Genomic DNA, 18,981 nt, shown 5'->3' on the forward strand with positions numbered 1-18,981 from the left:
ATACGTGAGCCGTTTCCGGATCCTCGCGTGACAGACAGGGAAAGCATTCCAATCTTCGGTCGAGGACTCCCGCATGTCAGCCCGCCCTACCCAACTCTCTCCGTTGGTGCGCACGTTGCGCCATGTCATTTTCGGCGCCAGCCTTTCGATGGGCGGCCTGTCGATGGCCTGCGCAGCAGAGGCAGCACCCAAGGTTTACCACATCGCACCTAGCGAGCTGGAAACGGCGTTGAGCCAATTTGGTCGGGAAGCAGGCGTGCTGATTTCCTATGGTTCGCAGATCACCAGCGGTCTGAAAAGCCGTGGTCTCGAAGGTCAATACACGCCCGAGCAAGGTCTTGCAGCACTGCTCGAAGGCACAGGCCTGCAAGCCGTGGTCGATGGCAATAATGGCTTTACCGTGCAATCGGCCAATGTCGCTGGTGCCCCCATCGAACTGGGTGTTTCAACGGTCGTCGGTGACTGGCTGGGCGAGGCGCAGCAGACCAACGTGTTCGAACACCCTGGCGCACGCGACGTGATTCGCCGCGAAGAATTCGAGCGTGTCGGCGCGACCTCCGCGCGTGATGTGCTGAACCGCATCCCCGGCGTGAATGCCCCGGACAACAACGGCACTGGCAGCCACGACATGGCGCTGAACTTCGGCATTCGCGGCCTGAACCCGCGTCTGGCGTCGCGCTCTACCGTGTTGATGGATGGCATCCCGGTGCCGTTCGCACCTTATGGTCAGCCGCAGCTGTCGTTTGCCCCCATCAGCATGGGCAACATGGACGCCGTGGACGTGGTGCGCGGCGGCGGCGCAGTGCGTTATGGCCCACAGAACGTTGGCGGTATCGTCAACTTCGTGACCCGCGCCATCCCCGACGAGCCGACACTCAAAGGCGGCATCCAGACCGAAACCAGCCCGTCTTCCAGCCATGACGGCTTCAAGACCACTGGCAACCTACTCGCAGGCGGCACCGCTGAGAATGGCCTGGGCGGCGCGATTCTGTATTCCGGCGTGCGCGGCGGCGACTGGCGCGAGCACAGTGACACGCAGATCGATGACCTGATCCTCAAGGGCAAATACCAGATCGACGACGCCAACAGCCTCAACGCCATGGCCCAGTACTACGACGGCGAAGCCGAGATGCCCGGCGGCCTGAGCGTCGCGGACTACGATGCCGATCCGTACCAGTCGACTCGTCTGAAGGACAAGTTCTGGGGCCGTCGCACCCTGTTCAATTTCGGCTATCGCTACGAGCAGGACGCCCGCGTCTTCACCGCCAACACCTTCTTCACCAAAACCCTGCGCAGCGGTTACCTGGACCAAGGCAGTTTCGTGTCCCTGTCGCCGCGCGAATACTGGGTACGCGGTCTGGAAACGCGTTTCTCACAAGGTTTTGCCTTGGGTGAAACCTGGCACGAAGTGGGCGTCGGGTATCGCTACGTGAACGAAGCCGGTCATGAACTGCGCTACCGCGAGCCTGTGACCGGCCAACTGCCGACTACCGCCAGCCGCAACGACCGCGATACCCGTGGATCGACCGAGGCTCATGCGTTCTACATCGATGACCGGATCGACATCGGCAAGTGGACCATCACGCCTGGCATTCGCTACGAGATGATCGACACTGCGCAAAACAACAACCTGAGCAACGTCAAATACCAGGGCGACTACAACACTGCGCTGCCTGCGTTGAACGTGCTTTATCACCTGACTGATACCTGGAACCTGTACGCCAACACCGAAGGCTCGTTTGGCAGTGTGCAGTACAGCCAGATGCCCAACCGTGTGACCGGTGGCGAAGTGAAGCCGGAGAAGGCAAGGACCTGGGAGCTGGGCACGCGCTACGACAATGGCAATCTGCGCGCCGAGATTGGGGCGTTTCTGATCAATTTCGACAACCAGTACGACAGCAACCAGACCAACGACACCGTCATAGCCCGCGGCGAGACACGCCATCAGGGCATCGAGACCAGCATCAACTATGCGCTGGAAGGTCTGAGCCCGGCACTGGCGGGTTACGACGTATACGCGACCTATGCGTTCGTTGACGCCACAATCCGCGAGGACGGCCCGAACAAAGGCAACCGCGTGCCGTTTTCCTCGAAACACAAAGGCACGATGGGCGTCAGCTACACCGAAGGCCCGTGGAAGCTGAACCTGGACAGCTCGTTCCAGAGTGACCAGTTCGCCGACAACGCCAACACCTCGGCCGAAAGCGCCGACGGCAGCACCGGACGCATTCCTGGCTACATGCTGTTCAGCACCCGCGCCGGCTACGACTTCGGCCCTCAGTTGTCCGACCTGAACGTAGCAGTCGGTGTGAAGAACATTTTCAACCGCCAGTACTACACACGCTCCTTCGATGACAACAACCGCGGCAAATACGTGGGTGAGCCGCGCACGCTGTACGTACAGACCTCGGTTGCCTTTTGATGCAATTTTTCTGATGTGATTGCTCGCTGACTGATCGTGCCCATGCTCTGCGTGGGCATGCATCCCGTTACGCTCTGCGTCACATTCGAGAGCCTCCTGAGCGGCGTTACCACGCCGGAGCGTGGGAACGATCATCCCATTCGATCAACGGTCAGTATCCCGACATCATTCCCGTTACAGACAAGCCGGTAGGAAATCCAGAGCGTCCCTGTGCGGAATTTTCGTTCAAACAATTCCTGTTTTTTTCTACTGCGAAATATTTCTTCCATATTGGGGTTGAATTGTTGGGCCATTGCCGCCAACACTGTGAATGAGCGCAAACGAAACCGCGAGTCATCGCGCAGTCCAGGCTCACACGAGCAAGCCCTAATAAGGATTAACTATGCAAATCCAGGTCAATAGCGATAATCACATCGAAAGCAGTATCCGACTGGAGGAGTGGGTTCGTACCACCGTTGAAAGCACGCTCGAACACTACGACGAATACCTGACTCGCGTGGAAGTCCATATCCGCGATGAAAACGGCGACAAGCCAGGCCCGCATGACATCAAATGCCAGATGGAAGCCCGGCCAAAAGGACACCAACCTATTTCTGTTTCCCACAAGGCCGATACGGTAGATCAGGCTGTGGATGGCGCGGCGGTAAAACTCGATCACGCCCTTGAGCATTTGTTCGGAAAACTGCGCGGCAAGCGCGGCGCAGCGCCCGTCCTGACCGAGCAGGATGAGGATTCGATCAGTCCGGACGCGTTGCTTGAAGAGGAATTTCTGGAGAAAGAGCAGGAGAAAGAAGCCGCTCGTTTGAGCTGATTCCGACTCGCTGCATGAACAGGTTTCACGATAGACAAAAAGGGCGAACCTGCGAGGGTTCGCCCTTTTTCGTGATGCGCATGCAGGTCAGTCAAAAGTGTTGAAAAGTGATTCACCCTGCGACTGATCGGTGCGCACCACAAACGCCCGGCGCACAGCTTTGTATCACCCGGGACACGCTTCGCGACGCTGCAGCTCGACGTCTCGGTGCCGTCCATCGAATTTAACATCCAGTGACAAACCAATATCGAGCGCCATTTCCATTTCTTCTGTGAGCAAAAACGGAGGCCGTTAACCTGCCTTCCGACATCGCATGATCACTCGAACAGCATGCATCCCACCCTCCTTCAACGGCCGTACAGGACACCTGACATCGTGATTTTCGGAACACCTCCAAACGAGGTTTTTATCCCGCAAATGCGAATGTCTGACCGGAAAAGGAAAGCGTCTGAATGTCTGACAATCCGTAGAATCTGTCTTGTGTAAATCACCCGCCAGTCAGTGCGCGAGGCAGGCCTGAAGCCGTCGTTCGTGAGCTGTGCGCCATCGCCATCGACAACCTGTTCATGTACCCACTACCTGCGAAATACAGCGCTGGCGGCGACCTATCCTGCGTGCTCCAAAAGGCCACTCCTGAAAAATGGCCCGAACCGTGCAACGCACTGATGGCGACACCCACGCCACGGCCAAGCCACTGATCGGCCGCTGAGAACCAAAAGGACTTAAACCCGGTCAACTTATGCAGAACCATTGAGCAGGTAAATGATATGGACAATCCTTTTCAGATGATCACGGACACTTTCCATCCGGACTATCGGGTGAATCTGAGTATTCAAGGGCTGGACGGCAGCATCATGCTGACGCTCTCCAACGAACGTGGCGTCGTCGCCAAGCGCCTGATCAGCGCCGCTCAACGTAACGACCCGGAACGCCTGCGCCGCCTGATAGAAAGCGTGCAGTTCGGCATCGCCATCGAACGTGGCGACAGCGCAATCAAGATTCTGGCTGCAATGACAGATGGCGCCGCCCTTCGGCAGCCAGGTGCGCCGTCCAATGACGAGTGGCAGCGAAAGCGGCCGAATCTGGCGGCGGGGGTTTGATGGGACGGCATCCTTGCGATGCCATTCTGATTTGAGACGTATCTTCTGAATAATCGGGAGCGCATGAGGCACATGACTATCAAGACCGCCTGAAAAACCTACGCCACCGGCGACTCCTTTCTTTGTCGAGCAGGTCAAGCACGTTGCTCAGGAAGCTATACAGGTCGCCTTCAAAATACGCTTCAGGAAAAGAGGTGTCTTGATCGAACGGTGGATCTGCATAGTCCAACCCTTCGCGTGACATATAAGTTCTAATGTATTTCTTAATATCTTTGCCAAGAAAATAAGACGCCAGAAAATTTCGCTCATCCAGGTAGGTACTGACTATTTCATCCAGCCTCATTGGCGTGCAACCCTCTTTTTCCTCATCACTTAGAAATGCTCCAACCCCCGAACCGGCATCATAAAGAAAATCCGTCAATGCCCTGTACTTCATAGCACCCACTTCGCAAGAAGGGAACGACGTTAAAATATAGTACGGCATATGATTATATTCAACGAACCGAATCACCACTCTGACGGTAGACATCTGCACAACATCGTCTTGTGCGTCATGAAAGATGCCCCATCCAATGGAGCGATCCAGCGATGCTTCGAATTGCTTGTTTTTTATCCCATTAAACCATTCCCTGAACTTTGAATATAACACTATCTGGGTGTGGTGGCGGTCAAGCAGTTGTCTAACCGCCCACTCCGCTGTTTCCAAATCGTGAAAAGTACTCACCATGCGTACGATGCTTTCTTCGAGGTTCTCTTCCATGACCTATATACCCTTGTAGTTAAGCGCTCTTTTGAACAATTCAGGCAAAAATTTCAAATAATAATTTATGACCACCAGGTCTTTCCGAGCACACTTAAAATATTTCGCTCACCCACATATCTTTTCACTACCTGCTCCAAACCTAAAGGACTGTGCTCAGTCTTTTCATAGTCGCCCCCCCAAAAACCGAACTCAACTATGAAATCAACCAAGAAAAAATAAGTCGCTCATATAACCCTTACAAACAAGGGTGCGCAGTAATTATATAATAAGGCATATGATTAAACTCTTCAAATTTTATGACCACCTTAACCTTTTGCATATAAATAATTTTATCTTGCGCCTCACGAGTTATTCCCCAGCCAATCGTCTTTCCTAGCGGCACGTCAAACACGTACTGATTATGCTTAAGCAACAGCTTAGCTTTAGAACACATCAATATCTTTAGCGTGTTCTTCATCAACGCCTGACTCACGGCCCATTCAGCCGTTGCAAGATCATGAAACGTCGACGAGACATGAACTTTTTTCGAGTTAAACCGTCGCCTTAAAAAAATAATGTCTTTTTCGACATGCCTTGCAACTATATGCCCTCCCCCAGCAGACTTAATATTGGCTGGCTTTTCGTTTACCACAACAGTGAATTTACCTGCTTTTACAGACGACACTCTAAACGCGTTATACATCGAAGCCGTCGACATCGGCACCGCAAACTCGGTCGCCAGACCAATGACCTGACCGGTTGCGTGCGACGCGCCAAGCGATTGCGCAACCGATGCGCCAGCCTTGAACGAAAACGAATCCGTTTCTTTGCCGGTCACCAGTTGGGTCATGCCTGCCGAGAGCTGATCAGACGCATGCACGCCCATGGCCACGCAACCAAGCTTGCTGATCATGGTGGGTTCGGGAATGGCGCACAGCACGCCAGAACCTGCCAATTCGATGATGCCGCCGACCAGTCGAAGACTGCCGAATATTCGATTGGACATTATCTCGGCCGGTGATAAGGATTCCTGGGTCAGGATCGCGGCCATTTGTGCAAAGCTCAACGCTACACGGAACTCTCCGTCATCTCGCATGAGAGCGTCCTTATGCGAATGGCTTGTTGGCGATTCGGTCCCAGCCTCCAGAGACTATTCCCGCGCTGCCGCCGTCTGCACGCCGCTGCTGGGAATATTCGAATTTTATCCGGCCATAGTTCAGCGTGATGACTTCCACCGGGAAGCCACCCTGCTCGGCGCCCTGACCGCTCACGGTCGCGATCAGCACTTCTTCGAGCACGATGTCCATGTATTTGAATTTCTCGGCGCCGGCCCGATGAATGCGCACAGTGACCGTCTTGATATGCGACCCGCGACAGCAAAGCTCGAACAGTTTGGGTGTGGCTCGATCAACATATTTACTGATCTGAAAGTCGCCCAGGCTCACTCCTCCCGCCGACGCGCCACCACTCGAACTCGCCGTCTGGCTGATCGACTGAGTCGCGTCGTAATGGTAGGACAATAGCTCGACCCATCCCTTATGGTCAGCGTCCAACGACTCACCCTCGACTCCATCCACCTTCATGAATGCATCAAATGACATACAGGCTCCCTGCCTTGGATTAGTGAAAGGGCAAGCCTAATGGACATGTATTAGTGATGAACAGAGGCCAATCGGGAGGTACCTCACGGTTTAAGGCATCGGGTCAGAAGGGATTGCTCACCATCGAAAGCCCCCCCTCAACGGCGTTAAACGCCGTCACTGGAAGATGGGATTACGCCAAGTCACACCGTAAAACGCTTCTCGCATCAGCACATACATAGGCGTTTGGAGTGAAGGTCGTAGGACACAGGCCACGTCTCTGCGCTTTTTTAACCATCTTGCCCTACAGCAGGTTCAGGCGAAGTACAGATTCAAACTGTTACAAATATCCCTGCGCACTGACATGCAAGCAGCCCGGCACTGGCCTCTGCTGCATTCCACCTGCGGAGCATTCCGAGGAGGCAACATGTTCTTACGTTACGGGATATTGGTTGCGACATTGGTAGTGGCATCCGGCTGTGTCGAAGAGCGAATCGTCCATGAACGACGACCGCCGCCCCATGAGTATGTTGAAGTAATCGCGCCTCAGCCGCCTCCCGAGCGGGTGATCGAGGTGGAACCTGCACCTCGTCCGGGGTATGTCTGGTCACGCGGCTACTGGCACTGGAGTGACGGACGATATGTGCCGGTTCACGGCCATTGGGTAGCGGAGCGACCGGGCTATCGCTATGTGCACCCGCACTGGGAAAGCGCGAGTGATGGATGGCATTGGCATGCCGGAGTGTGGGTCAACTGATCGGTGGCAGATCTGACACTGAACGCTACATACCTGCAGGAACAGGATCGTGCCAATACTCTGCATTGGCACGACCCTCATCGTAGTTCAGATCTCGCCCTTCTCTTCAGTCACCGCGCCCTTTACCGGGCTGGATGAGTCGGGAATCTTGGCCGACGGGTATTTGTACGACGCATAGCGCACGACCAGGATCGCAAACGCCAGCAACAGAATTCCTCCACACAGGTAAATGATGCCCAGATCAGGCGGGTTGTGGTGCGAGACGTCCGAGATCAGCAGGCGTGTCAATGCGGTGATCGCTACGTAGATCAAAAAACGCACCGGCATGTGATTGGTCTTGAAATAAATCCCCGTCATCGCGCCCAGTTCCAGGTAGATGAACAGCAGCAGAATGTCATCGACCGTGACGTTGCCCTTCTCGACCATCCCGAGAAACGCCACCACCGAAGCCCATGCCGTAATGGCACCAATGGCGAACAGTGCCAGGAAGTGAAAGCTCTCGACGCAGAGATTGCCCAGTGATTCGGCTTGCGCGTGCACGCGCTGGCGCATTTTTTCCGCCCATTTGTTTCCCATGACTCTCGACCTCTGAACCTTCGTTTATAACGATCCGGACTGGATCGGATGATGCGGTTTGCGTGTGACGCACTGTGTGGCGTGCTTTTTAAAGCAGGAACAGGGCCATAGGCTATGGTTGAGAGCGCGACGGGTTGTCGCAAGACACATCTGCACAAGAAAAAAGATGCGTGAAGGCCACTATCCAGGCAGGGGTTGCCTGGCTTATGCTAGACACTGTATAAAGATACAGTAATGGCTTGTTTCACACACAAGGCATGTGATGTGGCAACTGTAACGTCTGCCATTAGGATCACTGTCTGTTGCACCACCCCGGTCAACGCGCACCGGGGCCAGCCCTTCCACACTGGATATGACGACGAGGCCAAAATGGCTGTTGAAACCCTTTACCGCAGTACCCGCGATCTGGAGACTACTTTCGTGGACCGTAAACTCGCCGATGCGCACGATCAAATGCTCGAGTTGGCCGAGCTTCTCACTGACGTCCTGGTCAAGAACGTACCGGGTCTTTCCGAGAAGCACGCAGAGGACGCGAGCATCTACATGGCGAAGAATCGTGCCGTGTTCGCTGCCGCATTCAAGAACAACGCCTCAGCCCTGAGCGAGCTGTCCGAACCTTCCGCTGCGGACGCGGACAGCTGATTCATATCAGGCTTTCACCTCAGAGCCCCGCGGCTGTTTCATCCGAGCTGGCCGCGGCTCATTTTCGTTAATGCGACAGTATATGGCGTGCACACTTTGCATATTCATGTACTACTTTGCATAAGGAATGTCGCCTGACGGACAACATATAGCCCTCTCCAGCCGTATCGCAAACGATCAACTTCCAATGCCCTGCCACACCGTCATTATAATTACGTCATTTTTATGAACTGTGGTATTCGCCACTGTCATTAATCAGGCGTCAGGAAAATGATACCTTGAAAAACCTCATTTAAAACCGAGATTCAACACGCTTTATAGCGGCGTTTGAAAAGTTCAATCTTTCGCTACACATCGCCCTTCAACACCCCTGATTTGCTGGACGAAAGCCTCCTTCACAAACAATAAACCCTTAACCGACCGGCTTTCAAAAACAAAGTTCCGCCTGTTATTCCCTGTGTAAAATACTTAAAAAAAGTTTGGCATTATTAATATCATCTGCTAATAATCGTCGCAAATCCGGGTATCAAGGCATAACGTTTTCTCACATTGAAGTGAACATCGAGTCATCCACTCCGATCCCACCCGCCCGAAAAAAATCATATACCTCGCTGGTTACTTGAGCTGCTCACAGCTCAGGTCAACTGCTGTGCGACGCCTACAGACGGGCGGGAGGAAATCAATGGCTACTCAGCACGCCAGAATGAAAATTCTGTCTATTTTCGGCACTCGTCCGGAGGCTATCAAGATGGCACCTCTGGTCAGGGCCCTTGCTGCGGAACCGGGTATCGACTCGAGAATCTGCATTACCGGACAGCACCAGAGCATGCTGCAACAGGTGCTCGACATGTTTGAGCTCAAAGCCGATTACAGCCTCGACGTGATGCGCCCCCATCAGACGCTGAACTCTCTGACCGCTGCGTTATACGCAGCCATCGATCCGATTCTGGACGAGATGAAACCCGACAAGGTGCTCGTCCACGGCGATACCACATCGGCGATGGTCGCGGCGATGTCCGCGTTTCACCGGCAGATCCCTATCGGCCACGTCGAAGCGGGCCTGCGCACCGGGGATATTCGTCAGCCCTGGCCGGAAGAGATGAACCGTCGCTGCATCGATCTGATTTCCGATCACCTGTTCACGCCGACTGCCGAGTCCCGCCGCAACGTTTTGGGCGAGCGCCTTCAGGGTGTGTCCTTCGTGACGGGCAATACCGTGATCGACGCCTTGCAGATGACCGCACAGCGCATCGACTCCAATCGTCAACTGCGCCATGCGCTCGACCGTCAGTTTTCCTTTCTGGTGCCTGAGCGAAAGGTTCTGGTGGTCACAGGTCATCGCCGCGAGAACTTTGGCGACGGCTTCCTGAACATCTGCAAGGCGCTGCACGCACTCGCCAGGCGCGACGACATACAGATCGTCTACCCCGTGCATTTGAACCCCAATGTGCTGGGACCGGTGACAGAGCACTTGGGTGACATGCCCAACGTGCACCTGATCAAACCGCTGGATTACCTGTCGTTCGTGCGCCTCATGCAGCGCGCTCATGTGATTCTCACCGACTCCGGCGGAGTACAGGAAGAAGCGCCGTCGCTCGGCAAACCGGTGCTGGTAATGCGTGACGTGACCGAGCGTCCCGAAGCTGTGGCCGCAGGCACAGTGCGCCTGGTGGGCACCGAAGCCGAGGCGATCATTCAGGGCGTCGGCGCGTTGTTCGACGACGAGCAGCTCTGGCAGAGCGCGTCGCGCGCCGCCAACCCTTATGGCGATGGCAAGGCCAGCGCGCGCATCGTCGATGTGCTGATGGGTCGCCCGATCGATGAGTTTGTCGTCGAGTTGCCGCGTCGACGTCCGGATCAGATCGAAATTGCGCCGCCGTCCGTGCCTCAGCCTGAACCGCTGCATGCCATGGCTCGCTGACGCAGGCACGCATCCGCGACAACAAACCCGAACACCTTCCAAGGCACCCGGCCCAGGCCGGGTGCCCATGAAAACAGTTTCGCGGACCCGCTCCGCACCAAGACCCAACGGCCTCGAGCCTCCAAGAGATCTGCCTGATGAAATCTTCCGTTACCGTGAACACGGGCGCGTTGAACGCCCTTGCCTGCGGGATGAGCCTGCTGGCTCTGATGCCCCCCCTTGCGCTGGCTGCCGAAAGCCCGCTGACGCAGGCGATCAACCGTATCACTCAGGACGCCCGACAGGAGCGCGTGATTGAACTGAGGGAATTGGGGATCGACCGTCCGATCATCCTCAACGCCACCGACGCCCGTCGCGAGTTGTACCTGCCGGTGCCTGCCAACGTGACGCTGACAGATGCGACCCTGAATTTCGATGCCAGCTACCTGAACGGCGAAGCAGGTCGTAACACGTTGCTGCTGTCGCTGGATGGTTATCCGGTGCGGGCGCTGGGCCTCAACGAAGAGCAAGGCAATGCCAGTGCGACATTGGGTGTGGACAAAGCGGCGCGGGAGACCGGATCGGTAAGATTGGGCGTTGCCTGGTCTTCGGTGATCTCGAAGACGCTTTGCGAAGATCAACGCGCTATCGGCAACGTACTGCGCATCGATCCCCACACGCGCCTGACCTACAGCTATGACGCCAGTCAGTTGCAGGATGTCGGCGCGGCGTGGAATGCACTGCCCGGCAAACCCGGCCTTCTCGTCGCGCCCGGCAAACTGTCCAGCGCCAGTTACGATGCCGCGTGGCGTCTGGGTGTAGCGCTTGAACGTATCGGCAAACAGGCACGGATTCTGCCGTTCCCGGTCGTTCAGGACAGTGTGGATCTGAGCGGTCTGCGTGTGCCTGCCGAACTGAAGCAGATCCCGGCGTTTGCCAGTCTGGACGGTCAGAGCCAGTATACGTTGAAAAATCAGGCAGAAATCGGCGCCTTGCTGATGCTGGGTCAGACCCCGACGTTGCAGGCCGATCTGGCCATTAATGACTCGCAATTGCTCAAGGCCATCGACGATTCGCTGAACGCCTTGCAGGAACAGGTGCAGGGGCTCGACGCTTCGGCAGCCAGCGCGCTGAGCCAATGGCGTGAACGTCAGGGCAGAAAAACCCAGGCCACCGACGCCGGCAGCGATGTCAGCCTGGCGATGCTTGGCAACCGCGCCCTGGTGATGATCAAACCCGACTCAGCTGTCAAAGCCATCGGTCTGTTCAGCTCGGCCTGGAACAAACTGGCGCTCACTCGCCAGTTGTCGATTGGCGAAGAAACCGCCATGCCCCTCAGTGAAGACGGTCGCGTGGCCTTGACGCGTCTGGGTGGTCGCCCGGGCACGGTAGACGTACTGGCCAAGACCGACTGGAGCGCTTCGTTCCCGCTGGGCAGCGTGGCCTACGACGGTCGCGTCCCCGTGACCGCCATGATCGATGTCGCCGCAGCGCCGGGCGCTTCAGGCACACCGCCGGTTGCCACGCTGTTTCTCAATGACTATCTGATCGGTGCCATGCAGTTGAATGCCGATGGTCGCAAAGAGCGCATCGAAGCGCGCATTCCGCAGTACGCGTTGGCGGCACAGAACACCCTGCGCGTTTCCTTCCAGCGTCAGCCGGTGAGCAATCAGTGCCTGGAGACGCCGCAGGCGTTCCCGATCTCGGTTTTGCCCACCAGTCATGTGGTCATCGACAAGGTGACGCCCGGCGATGATTTCTCCGGCATGGCCGCACGTTTTGCCGCCAGCACTCAGGTGATGGTTCCGAATACCTGGCTCGACCGTCCGGCTGACAGCCTGCCGCAGGTCATCCACGTTGCCAGCGCCTCGGGCGTGTCGCCACTGCGTGCGCAGCTCAGTGTCAGCGACGACATCAGTGTTGCAGTGGTCCCGGAAAAAGCATTCCTGGCTTTCGACCTGCCGGTCAAAGACGGCACTGAGTCGGTCAAGGTCGGCAACGATGGGCACCTGCTGATCAACCACAAGGAACAAACGCTGCTGGACCTCAAAACGCTCAACCACATGGCATCGTTGCAGGTGGTCGAAGCTGGCAGCCAGCGCGGCATGGTCTACCGCACGCTGGGAGGTCAGGCGCCTGACTTCACCCGTCCGCTAGTGCTGGAGCGCGGTAACGCCACATTGCTGGCTGACGGCGGTTCGCTGGTGACATTCGATACCAAGGACCCGACCGGCAGCCAGATGATCGACGACAACGAGCCCACCGGACTCGACGCGTGGCGCAAGCCTTCGCTGCTGTGGCTGATTCCCGGCGCAATCGTGGTGTTTCTTCTGCTGTTGCTGGCTGGCCGTCGCGCCCGTCGCAATCGCTCGTAACGGGACGCCCCAATGACGTCGCTTTATTGGCCGTACTGGTTGGCCCATTACTACAGCGTACTGGAAGTCGCGACCATCGTCGTCGGCCTGATCATTCTGGTCTCAAGCATCGATGACCTGATCATCGACGTCTGGTACTGGGCCAGACGGCTGTACCGCAAATTCACCGCCGAACGCCGCTACCGGCCACTGACTGCCGAGCAGTTGATGGCCCGCGACGAACAGCCGTTGGCCATCATGGTTCCGGCGTGGCTGGAATACGACGTTATTGCGCCGATGATCGAGAACATGGTGTCGACCCTCGACTACCAGAACTACGTCGTGTTCGTCGGCACCTACATCAACGACCAGCGCACCATCGATGAGGTGGAGCGCATGCGCCGTCGCTACAAGCAGTTGCACCGCGTTGAAGTGCCTCATGACGGCCCGACCTGCAAGGCTGACTGCCTGAACTGGGTGATCCAGGCGATCTTTCTCTACGAGAAAACCCATGCCATGCAGTTCGCCGGGACCATACTGCATGACAGCGAAGACGTGCTGCACCCGCTGGAGCTGCGCCTGTTCAACTACCTGCTGCCGCGCAAGGACATGATCCAGTTGCCGGTCGTGTCCCTTGAACGCAACTGGTACGAATGGGTGGCCGGCACTTATATGGATGAGTTCGCCGAGTGGCACGGCAAGGATCTGGTGGTGCGTGAAAGCATGACCGATACCGTGCCGTCCGCAGGCGTGGGCACCTGTTTTTCGCGTCGCGCCTTGATGGTGCTGGCCGACGAAAACCAGAATCAGCCATTCAATACCGAAAGCCTGACCGAGGACTACGACGTCGGTGCGCGTCTGGCAAAGTACGGCATGCAGGCTATTTTCGTACGCTTCCCGGTGCAGTTTCGCGTGTTGCGCAAATCCTGGTTTCGCAAGCCGTATGAATCGACGCTGGAAATGCCGCTGTGTGTTCGCGAGTTTTTCCCGGACACCTTTCGCACCGCATTTCGCCAGAAGGCTCGCTGGACGCTGGGCATTGGCCTGCAAGGCTGGGAGCAGATGGGCTGGAGCGGTTCGCTTGCCAACCGCTACCTGTTGTTTCGTGACCGCAAGGGCGTGGTGACCTCGTTTATCAGCATCATTGCCTACCTCATTCTGGTGCAACTGGTGGCGCTGATCGTGTTGCGTGCCAGCGGGCTGTGGAATACCAGTTTCCCCACGCCGTTCGAAACCAATGGCGTCATCAAATACCTGCTGGTGGCCAACGGCATCGCGCTGCTCTGGCGCATGGTGCACCGCTTCTATTTCACGACGATTCTGTACGGCTGGCAGCACGGCCTGCTGTCGCTGCCGCGCATGGTGGTCGGCAATTTCGTCAACTTCATGGCTGCGGCGCGGGCCTGGCGGATGTTTCTTGTGGGCAAGCTGCTCAATCGCAAGCTGGCCTGGGACAAGACCATGCACGACTTCCCGTCCACCGACCTGGTCGCGATTGCGCCGCGTCGGCTGGGCAGCGTGCTGCTGTCCTGGCAAGCCATCAACGATGAGAAACTGCAGACCGCGCTGGTCGAACAACAGACCCGCAAACTGCCGTTGGGCCGAATTCTGCTGAGCCACGGCTGGCTCGATGATGAAACCCTGGCCGAAGCGATTGCCTTTCAAAGCGACCTGCCTCGGGTGTTCGACATTGCGAGCAAACGCGCTGTCGATTCGGCCCTCGCAGACGAGTTCTGTCTGCGCTGGCGCGCCGTACCGCTGTCCGCCATCGTTCAGGGGCGGCAGGAAATCGCCGTTGCCAGCCCGCTCACCGAAGACGGGCTGCAACAGATCACCGAACAACTGGGCGCAGAGCCTGTGCAACTGATCGCGCGTGAAAGCGAGATCGTCGCGCAACTACGCCTGCTGCAGGCTGTCGGCGGTCAACCCTTGCCTGCCGCCACGCCGTTGCTGGGCGACTTGCTGATCGAGCAGGGCTTGCTGGACCGCGATGTGTTCCGCAAGGCCATGCTTGGCTACAAACCGCATATCCATGGCCGGATCGGTGATTACTTGGTGGACATCGGCGTTCTGCCTCGCGACACCATTGAGCAGGCCGTGGCACGTCAGCACGACCTTTACCGAACTGACGCACGTGCGGAGAAGCCGCTATGAAGCGCCCCTTGATTCTGTCGCTGATGACGACGGGGATGAGCCTGTGCTCACCTTTCAGTCAGGCCGAAATCCTGCCGCTGCCATTGACCGGTCCGGCCTACGCCGTCGCCAACGAAGCGTACACCGCCTACAACCGCAAGGATTACGACCTGGCCATCGCCAAGGCCCGCGAAGCGTTGCGTCAACGGGAGGACGCCGATCAGTTGCGCAAGCTGATCGCGCTGGCCGAGCGCGACAAGGAGCGACGCGATCATCCGCAGCGCTACCCTGCCGCACGGCCGAAACCCGGATATCTGGAAGGCAGTCTCGCCCTGCGCGCCTACGCCAACCGAGACTATGCGGGTTCGGCGCAGCATGCCCGCAAGGCCATCAGTCAGGCACCAAAGAGCCTCGATTACCGCATGATGCTGATCGAAGCACTGCAACGTCAGCAGCGCCTTGAAGAGGCTCAAGCGGCAATCGACGATGCCGTTCAGGCTGTCGGACCACAGCCGGCGCTGGCCCGGCGTCGGCAGGCTATCGAGGAACAGCTCGCGGTCAATACGGCTGCTCGAGGCTATGCCGCATTGGCCCGGAGCGACAACGAAACAGCGCTGAGCGAAGCGCGTGATGCCGTGCGCCGCTTCCCGCAGCAAGTGGCCTATCGAAAACTACTGGTCAGCGCACTGATTGCCGGACAGCAATACGGCGAAGCCCGGTCTGCGGCAACCGAAGCGCTGGCGCTCAATGGCAACGACGCGACCTTGCTCGTTCAGCGTGGGCAGATGCGCCAGCGACTGGGCGACAGCGCCGGAGCACGTCAGGACTTTGCGCAGGCGCTGGCTGTCGGCAATCTGACTCTGCGTGAACAGGCTTCGCTCTATGCCGCGATGGGACAACCCAAAGAGGCCATGCAGCGAATGCAGCAGGCCCGCGACTCCGGACAATTGCAACCGGGTGACGAAGTGCAGCTTGCCTACCTGCTCAGCCAGGCAGGCGATGATCGCGGTGCGTTGAACGAGTTCAAGCGCGTGGACCGGCAGGTCGGGCTCAAGCCAAAAGAAGTTCAGGATGCCGCCTACAGCGCAATGCGCAACTCGGATGATGCACAGGCGATTGCCTATTTCCGACGTGTGCTGGATTACCAGCAGACCGGCGACCTGCAGATGCCGGACCAGAACGTGTTCGACACACGTCGGGCGGTGTCGGACCTGTCCCGCGAATGGGGCGTGACCAACACCACCACTTATCGCGGTGCCAGCACTTCAAGCGGTCTGAACGGCGCACCGAGCAGCAACAGCGACAGCGTGCAAAACAGCACCGAGGTGTTCTGGCGCCCGTTCGGCTATCGCAATGCGCGCTTCGTCGAGTTGTACGGCCGGGTGACCAATACGCTGTGGAGCAAGGAAAGCAGCGCGGACACCGGCGCGGATGCCTTGCAGGGCGCGCTCGGGGTGCGGGTGAAACCGTTCAGCAGCGTCAACGTGATTGGCGCATTGGAACGTACCTTTGCGCTCGGCAGCTCCAATATCGACGGCGACTGGCTGGTACGGCTGGGCTACGGTTCAAGTATCGGCACGGACCTGCGGGTGGATGTACCGAGCTGGTGGACATCGCAGTTGTATATGGAAGGCGGTCGTTACCTGCAGGACAAGCGCAATTACTTCAACAGTGAATGGCAGGTCGGCCGCAGCTTTCGCATGGACAGCATCAGTTCCAGGCTTGTGGTGTTCCCGCATGTGGTCGCCGCCGTGGATTACGACTCGAAGATGCGCAGCGAAGTGGATGCGCTGGGTCGCAACCGCACCTCGTCCGATAATGCAGGCGGATTGGGTGTCGGCACGGGCGTGCGCTATTGGTTCCGCGAGGACAAGTACAAGGCGCCGCAGTCGTACGTCGACGTATCCGTGCAATACCGGGAAAAAGTGTTTGGCGATGACCGCGCCCAGGGCGTGTTCGCACGCATGACATTCTCATGGTGATCGTACTGGCGCAAAATGAAACGAGGGACAATGCTTGAAGGGTCTGATTTCGCTGTTGCAGGGAAGGCCCTTGATCAAGACCTCACTGGTTGCTGTGCTGATCGGTGCGCTCGGCATTGTGACAGGCGAACTGCGCGAGCTGTTTGCATCCAGGGATGCACAGATCGTCGGCATTGTCTGGCAACCAGACAACGCCACGGTCGACATAGAGGGAGACTGGGACAGGCTTGGCGCACGGGAGCTGCTGGTGCAATGGACGGCGGTGGATAACCAGGCATTCATCCCCGGCACGGCGCTGCCCACAGTGCCGGTCCTGCCGGACTGGGCACGCATCGGCAAGGAGCCGTGGGCACAGGATGTGATTCTCGGACTGGCCGGGCATTTCAGCGAAAACCTGTCGCGGGACAATATCGAGCAACTGGCGGTGCTGTCGGCGCAATTGGCCAAGGTCAAGACGCCACTCAATGTAACCGGATGGTATTTTCCCGCCGAAGTTGATCCGAGCTGGAGCCGCGCCAAAGAACTGCCCGCGCTGCTGGCAAAGCTGCCAAGGCCGCTGTGGATCAGCGTCTACGATGGCGCCAACATCGGCCCTGCCGCCACCGCCGACTGGCTGAAAACCTGGCTGCCGGATGATATCGGGGTGTTCTTTCAGGACGGCGTGGGTGTCTACGCCCGCACCGCTCCGGTCGCCCGCACCTATGCCGATGCCTTGCGCACCCGGCTGGGCAAGAACCGCGTCAGAATCATCGTCGAGGCATTTCGCCCGAAAGTCGGCGGCGGCTTTCGCTCGGCGACGGCTGCCGAGTTGAAACCGCAGCTCGCCGCCTATGACGGCTATCCCTTGTACCTCTTCGACGGCCCGCATTACGTAACCCCTGCGTTGGTCAAAGCGCTGAAGAAATAACCTCCAATCGCTCCACTCTCGTCTCCGACGAACGAACCCGGACCTCGGAAGAATCACTCATTCAACAAACGCTCAGCCAGCGCAGCGGCAATGCGTGCCGGTGAACGTTTTTCCGCCTGCGAGTGAGCGAAGACTTCGGTCAGTCGCACCCCGATCCGGGAAAGATGGCGATCAATCGTGCTCTGCTCTTCGCCGTGGTGCTTCAGCGCGACATAGATCAACCCGCCCGAATTGATGACGTAGTCCGGTGCATAAAGAATTCCCCGTGCTTCCAGCTGGTCAGCCACCTGAAGGCTGGTCAACTGGTTGTTCGCCGCGCCCGCGACTGCCGCGCAACGCAACTGTGCAACGCTCTTGCAGTTCAATACGTGGCCCAGACCGCAAGGCGCAAGAATGTCGCACGGCGTACTCAGCAGCGCTTCGCATGCAATGGGGTGCGCCTCGAATTGCGTCATTGCCCGTTGCACCTTGTCGCTGTCCAGATCGCTCACCAGCAGTTCGGCTCCAGCGGCATGCAGCAGCGCGGCCAACGGGTAGCCCACATGGCCCAACCCTTGAATCGCAACGCGTAACCCCTCGAGGTTGTCGCTGCCCAGACGCGCCATGGCCGTGGCCCGAATACCGGTGAACATACCCATCGCCGTGCTGATCGACGGGTCACCTGCCTCACTGGTGCTGGTGACGTGCCGGGTGCTGAGCGCCACAAAATCCATGTCGACGCTGGACGTGCCGCTGTCGACAGCGGTGATGTAACGGCCCTTTAGGCTTTCGACAAAGCGCCCGAAAGCCTCGAACAGGGCTGGCCGGTCCACGCGTTGCGCGGCTCGCATGATGACCGCCTTGCCCCCACCCAGCGGCAGACCGGCAAGCGCCGACTTGTAGCTCATGCTTCTCGCCAATTGAATGGCATCCTCTACCGCGCTCTCTTCATCTGGATAGGTCAGGTAGCGACATCCGCCGAGCGCCGGGCCCAGGCGGCTGCTGTGAATGGCAATGACGGCTTTCAATCCTGCATCAGGATCGCACACCAGATGCAGCGACTCGGCACGTGACTGTTGCATGAGAGCGAACATGC

At 57.8% G+C, this 18,981-nt stretch carries 15 protein-coding genes; 10 read left to right on the top strand and 5 right to left on the bottom strand.

Annotated elements, in window-relative coordinates:
* The first annotated feature begins 73 nt into the window (after window positions 1–73).
* The 3 genes from fecA to KDX39_RS07140 all read left to right on the top strand — a co-directional run bounded on the left by fecA (window position 74) and on the right by KDX39_RS07140 (window position 4,333).
* A complete protein-coding gene (gene fecA / locus KDX39_RS07130; RefSeq protein WP_231659838.1) occupies window positions 74–2,422 on the top strand; it encodes a TonB-dependent Fe(3+) dicitrate receptor FecA in 2,349 nt (782 codons plus the stop codon).
* Window positions 2,423–2,804: 382 nt separating this feature from the next.
* On the top strand, window positions 2,805–3,233 hold the full coding sequence (locus tag KDX39_RS07135; RefSeq protein WP_099226888.1) for an HPF/RaiA family ribosome-associated protein: 429 nt from the start codon (window positions 2,805–2,807) through the stop codon (window positions 3,231–3,233).
* Window positions 3,234–4,000: 767 nt separating this feature from the next.
* A complete protein-coding gene (locus tag KDX39_RS07140; protein ID WP_083185141.1) occupies window positions 4,001–4,333 on the top strand; it encodes a DUF3509 domain-containing protein in 333 nt (110 codons plus the stop codon).
* A gap of 79 nt (window positions 4,334–4,412) precedes the next feature.
* On the opposite strand, the gene KDX39_RS07145 is transcribed toward KDX39_RS07140, so the two are convergent.
* From KDX39_RS07145 to KDX39_RS07155, 3 genes are all read right to left on the bottom strand, one after another.
* On the bottom strand, window positions 4,413–5,093 hold the full coding sequence (locus KDX39_RS07145) for an RNase A-like domain-containing protein (protein WP_231659839.1): 681 nt from the start codon (window positions 5,091–5,093) through the stop codon (window positions 4,413–4,415).
* Between the two features lie 238 nt (window positions 5,094–5,331).
* Window positions 5,332–6,171, bottom strand: a complete 840-nt coding sequence (locus KDX39_RS07150; protein WP_231659840.1) for an RNase A-like domain-containing protein — start codon at window positions 6,169–6,171, stop codon at window positions 5,332–5,334.
* Between the two features lie 10 nt (window positions 6,172–6,181).
* Window positions 6,182–6,676 carry an Hcp family type VI secretion system effector gene (locus tag KDX39_RS07155; protein WP_231659841.1) on the bottom strand — a complete coding sequence of 165 codons (495 nt, stop codon included), beginning with the start codon at window positions 6,674–6,676 and terminating at the stop codon, window positions 6,182–6,184.
* A 406-nt stretch (window positions 6,677–7,082) separates the two neighbouring features.
* Here KDX39_RS07155 and KDX39_RS07160 point away from each other — a divergent pair, with 406 nt between their 5' ends.
* On the top strand, window positions 7,083–7,412 hold the full coding sequence (locus KDX39_RS07160; protein WP_099226892.1) for a YXWGXW repeat-containing protein: 330 nt from the start codon (window positions 7,083–7,085) through the stop codon (window positions 7,410–7,412).
* A gap of 87 nt (window positions 7,413–7,499) precedes the next feature.
* On the opposite strand, the gene KDX39_RS07165 is transcribed toward KDX39_RS07160, so the two are convergent.
* Window positions 7,500–7,988 (bottom strand): phosphate-starvation-inducible protein PsiE, encoded by a 489-nt coding sequence (locus KDX39_RS07165; protein ID WP_099226893.1) that lies wholly within the window; start codon window positions 7,986–7,988, stop codon window positions 7,500–7,502.
* Between the two features lie 369 nt (window positions 7,989–8,357).
* On the opposite strand from KDX39_RS07165, the gene KDX39_RS07170 reads away from it, so the two are divergent.
* From KDX39_RS07170 to KDX39_RS07195, 6 genes are all read left to right on the top strand, one after another.
* Complete coding sequence (locus KDX39_RS07170) at window positions 8,358–8,630, top strand: YebG family protein (RefSeq protein ID WP_025994814.1); 273 nt, start codon at window positions 8,358–8,360, stop codon at window positions 8,628–8,630.
* A gap of 682 nt (window positions 8,631–9,312) precedes the next feature.
* A complete protein-coding gene (gene wecB / locus KDX39_RS07175) occupies window positions 9,313–10,551 on the top strand; it encodes a non-hydrolyzing UDP-N-acetylglucosamine 2-epimerase (protein WP_210043541.1) in 1,239 nt (412 codons plus the stop codon).
* 137 nt (window positions 10,552–10,688) lie between these two features.
* On the top strand, window positions 10,689–12,905 hold the full coding sequence (locus tag KDX39_RS07180; RefSeq protein WP_231659842.1) for a cellulose biosynthesis cyclic di-GMP-binding regulatory protein BcsB: 2,217 nt from the start codon (window positions 10,689–10,691) through the stop codon (window positions 12,903–12,905).
* A gap of 12 nt (window positions 12,906–12,917) precedes the next feature.
* A complete protein-coding gene (locus tag KDX39_RS07185; RefSeq protein WP_231659843.1) occupies window positions 12,918–15,038 on the top strand; it encodes a glycosyl transferase family protein in 2,121 nt (706 codons plus the stop codon).
* Entirely contained in the window at window positions 15,035–16,999 is a 1,965-nt protein-coding gene (locus KDX39_RS07190) for an NfrA family protein (protein ID WP_231659844.1), read from the top strand. The genes KDX39_RS07185 and KDX39_RS07190 overlap by 4 nt, the downstream gene beginning before the upstream one ends.
* Window positions 17,000–17,033: 34 nt before the next feature.
* Window positions 17,034–17,906 carry a hypothetical protein gene (locus KDX39_RS07195; RefSeq protein WP_210073035.1) on the top strand — a complete coding sequence of 291 codons (873 nt, stop codon included), beginning with the start codon at window positions 17,034–17,036 and terminating at the stop codon, window positions 17,904–17,906.
* Between the two features lie 53 nt (window positions 17,907–17,959).
* Here KDX39_RS07195 and KDX39_RS07200 read toward each other — a convergent pair whose 3' ends face one another.
* Window positions 17,960–18,979 (bottom strand): Leu/Phe/Val dehydrogenase, encoded by a 1,020-nt coding sequence (locus KDX39_RS07200; RefSeq protein WP_231659845.1) that lies wholly within the window; start codon window positions 18,977–18,979, stop codon window positions 17,960–17,962.
* Window positions 18,980–18,981 lie beyond the last annotated feature (2 nt).

It is taken from the genome of Pseudomonas sp. CDFA 610, assembly GCF_021147865.1.
In the GTDB taxonomy this organism is placed as follows: Bacteria; Pseudomonadota; Gammaproteobacteria; order Pseudomonadales; family Pseudomonadaceae; genus Aquipseudomonas; species Aquipseudomonas alliivorans.